Genomic DNA, 2,465 nt, shown 5'->3' on the forward strand with positions numbered 1-2,465 from the left:
TTGACGGGCTTCTCTCCCCGCGAATGCCATCATTACTTCCAGCATTGTGGCTACAGATAATGGTGAACCGCTCTAGTGGGGCCGGAAGTAGGGAATCACGTATTTGCCGAACAGGCGGATCGAGTCCATGATGTTCTGGTGCGGAATGCCGCCGAACTGCATGAAGCACAAGACCTGATCGATACCCGTCTGTTCATATCTTTTCAGAATACGAATGCAGGTGTCGGGATCGCCCATACAAAAGGTCCCGCCCTCGATGAGGTCGTCGAGCGTCTTGCCCGTCCGCTCGCCCTGCACCGCGCCGACCGCGAATTTATACGAGTCGGGTACCTTCACCCCCTGCTCCTGCCACGGCCGATACAGCTGGACCGACTTGTTCAAAAACCACTCGCCGGCCGGGCCACCGACCTCGCGGGCCTGTTTGTCGGTCTCGGCGCAGTGCACGATCCCCAGCGCGGCAACGTTGTCGTTGACAAACGCCCCGACCGGCTCGGCCTCTTGAATGCCCTGCCGATAGATTTCCACCCGCCGGTGCAACTCCTCGGGGTCGCCGATATGAAAACACAGCGCGCCAATCCCCTTACGGCCGGCGTTGGCAAAACTGTCCGGCTGGGCGCAGGCGACCCACAGCGGGGGGTGCGGCTTCTGGACCGGCTTGGGAATGACCGAACGCGGCGGGACCTTGAAATAGTGGCCCTCGTGCGAGAAGGTCTCCTCCGTCCACATGCGGGGAATCATGCCGATGGCTTCTTCCCACATGGCCTTGGTCTCTTCCGGGTTGATCTCAAAGCCGCCCATCTCAATCAGGGTGGTGGACCGCCCGGTGCCCAGTTCCATCCGCCCGTCGCTCAGAATGTCGAGCACCGCAGCCCGCTCGGCGACCCGAATCGGATGGTTGTACTGGGGCGGCAGGAGCGCCACCGCGTGGCCGATCCGAATCGTACTCGTCCGCTGGGAAATCGCTCCGTACAACACCTCCGGGGCCGGACAGTAGGAAAATTCGGTCAGAAAGTGATGCTCGACCGTCCAGAAATGCTCAAAGCCCATTTCCTCGGCCAGCATCACCTGGGCGATGACCTGCTTATAGGTGTCCTGTTCGATGCCCGGATAGTGGGGTTCCGGAATCTGGATTTCATACATCAGACCGAATTTCATGGCGCTTCCTCCTTTGTCAGTGTTCAACAAGGCTGGCCAGCAGCGCCCCGGCTTCGGGCGCGTCGAGCAGCATATTACCCACCAGCACGGCGTCCACTTTGCCGTGCAGGGCCGCGCACTCGTCGGCGGCCGCCAGCTCATCCAGGACTATCACGGTCTTGTGGGGCGGGATCAGGGCGGTGAGCTGTTCAATCTGTCTCGGCTCGATCCTGCCCGACGGCGAGCTGACGCCCAGCACGAACGCCCCTGCGCTCAGCGCCACATCAACCTCGGCCGGGGTCTGGACCGCGACCACCGGTGTCACATGGCTGGCGCTGGCGACGCTGACCAGATGGCTCAAGGCGTCGGGCTCAAGCCCGCCGGCCCATAGGACAAGCGCGTCCGCTCCGCACAGCCGGGCGTGATTGATCTGGCGCGGGTGGATGACCAGGTCGAGCCGCAACACGGGCGCGCTGACCGCCTCCGAGACCGCTCGCAGGTCGTCGAGCGAGGTGCCGAACACGCTCGGCTCGGTGTACACGCCGACCGCGCCGACCTCGGCCTCATCACAGGCCCGGGCCAGGGCCACCAGGTCGGTCTGCGACCAGCTCCGGCCGGTGCGGGGATCGGTCCGCTTGAGGGCCGCAATACAGGCCAGCTCCTGCTTGTGGGTGGTGACGTACTGGGCAAAGGACCGGATACTGGGACGGATCTCGCTCAGCGGCAGGTCGGCCAGACGCGTCAGCTCGGCGTCTTTTGCGGGGCGTAAGGCGTGCCAGTCCATACGCCTAGTCGCGCCGGAAGCGCGACAAGTCGGGCAGACCGGTCCGGGCGGTCACACCGCCATCGACCCGGATCGCCTCGCCGGTAATAAACGACGCCTCGTCAGAGGCCAGAAACAGGACTGTGTTGGCAATCTCCTCAGGCTCGCCCATCCGACCGATCGGGTGAGCTTGAGCCTGGACCTGACGGAACTCATCGGCCCGCTCACCGCCCAGCAGCTGCGCCACCCGCGTATTGATCGCTCCGGGACACACGCAGTTGACCCGGATATTGTGTGGGGCGTTTTCAATCGCGGCGGTACGCGTCAGGTTGATCACCCCGGCCTTGGCGGCGTTGTACGAGGCCATGCCGTAGTCGGCCCCGGTTCCCGAGATGGACGCGGTGTTGATAATCGTGCCCGCCCCCTGTCGGTGCATGATCGGCAGGCAGTACTTCATACCCAGGAAGACGCTGGTCAGGGTCACGGCCAGAACCCGGTTCCAACCCTCCAGGTTGTACTCTTCCAGGCGTCCCAGCTCGGCCAGGCCGGCGTTGTTGAACATCACGTC

The 2,465-nt window shown here is 63.7% G+C and carries 3 protein-coding genes; all 3 read right to left on the minus strand.

Annotated elements, in window-relative coordinates; all coding sequences use genetic code 11:
* Positions 1-72: 72 nt before the first annotated feature.
* Positions 73-1,155: an LLM class flavin-dependent oxidoreductase gene (locus J4F42_22370; GenBank protein ID MCE2488269.1), complete on the minus strand. Its 1,083-nt coding sequence runs from the start codon at positions 1,153-1,155 to the stop codon at positions 73-75.
* Between the two features lie 16 nt (positions 1,156-1,171).
* Positions 1,172-1,918: a hypothetical protein gene (locus J4F42_22375; GenBank protein ID MCE2488270.1), complete on the minus strand. Its 747-nt coding sequence runs from the start codon at positions 1,916-1,918 to the stop codon at positions 1,172-1,174.
* Positions 1,919-1,922: 4 nt separating this feature from the next.
* On the minus strand, positions 1,923-2,465 hold a 543-nt coding region (locus J4F42_22380; GenBank protein MCE2488271.1), incomplete at its 5' end, for an SDR family oxidoreductase.

The organism is Desulfurellaceae bacterium (genome assembly GCA_021296095.1).
Lineage (GTDB): Bacteria > Desulfobacterota > Binatia > Bin18 > Bin18 > JAAXHF01.

Excerpts from the sequence above, each read along its gene's own strand:
- J4F42_22370 (MCE2488269.1), bottom strand. The coding sequence starts at position 1,155 with ATGAAATTCGGTCTGATGTATGAAATCCAGATTCCGGAACCCCACTAT.
- J4F42_22375 (MCE2488270.1), bottom strand. The coding sequence starts at position 1,918 with ATGGACTGGCACGCCTTACGCCCCGCAAAAGACGCCGAGCTGACGCGT.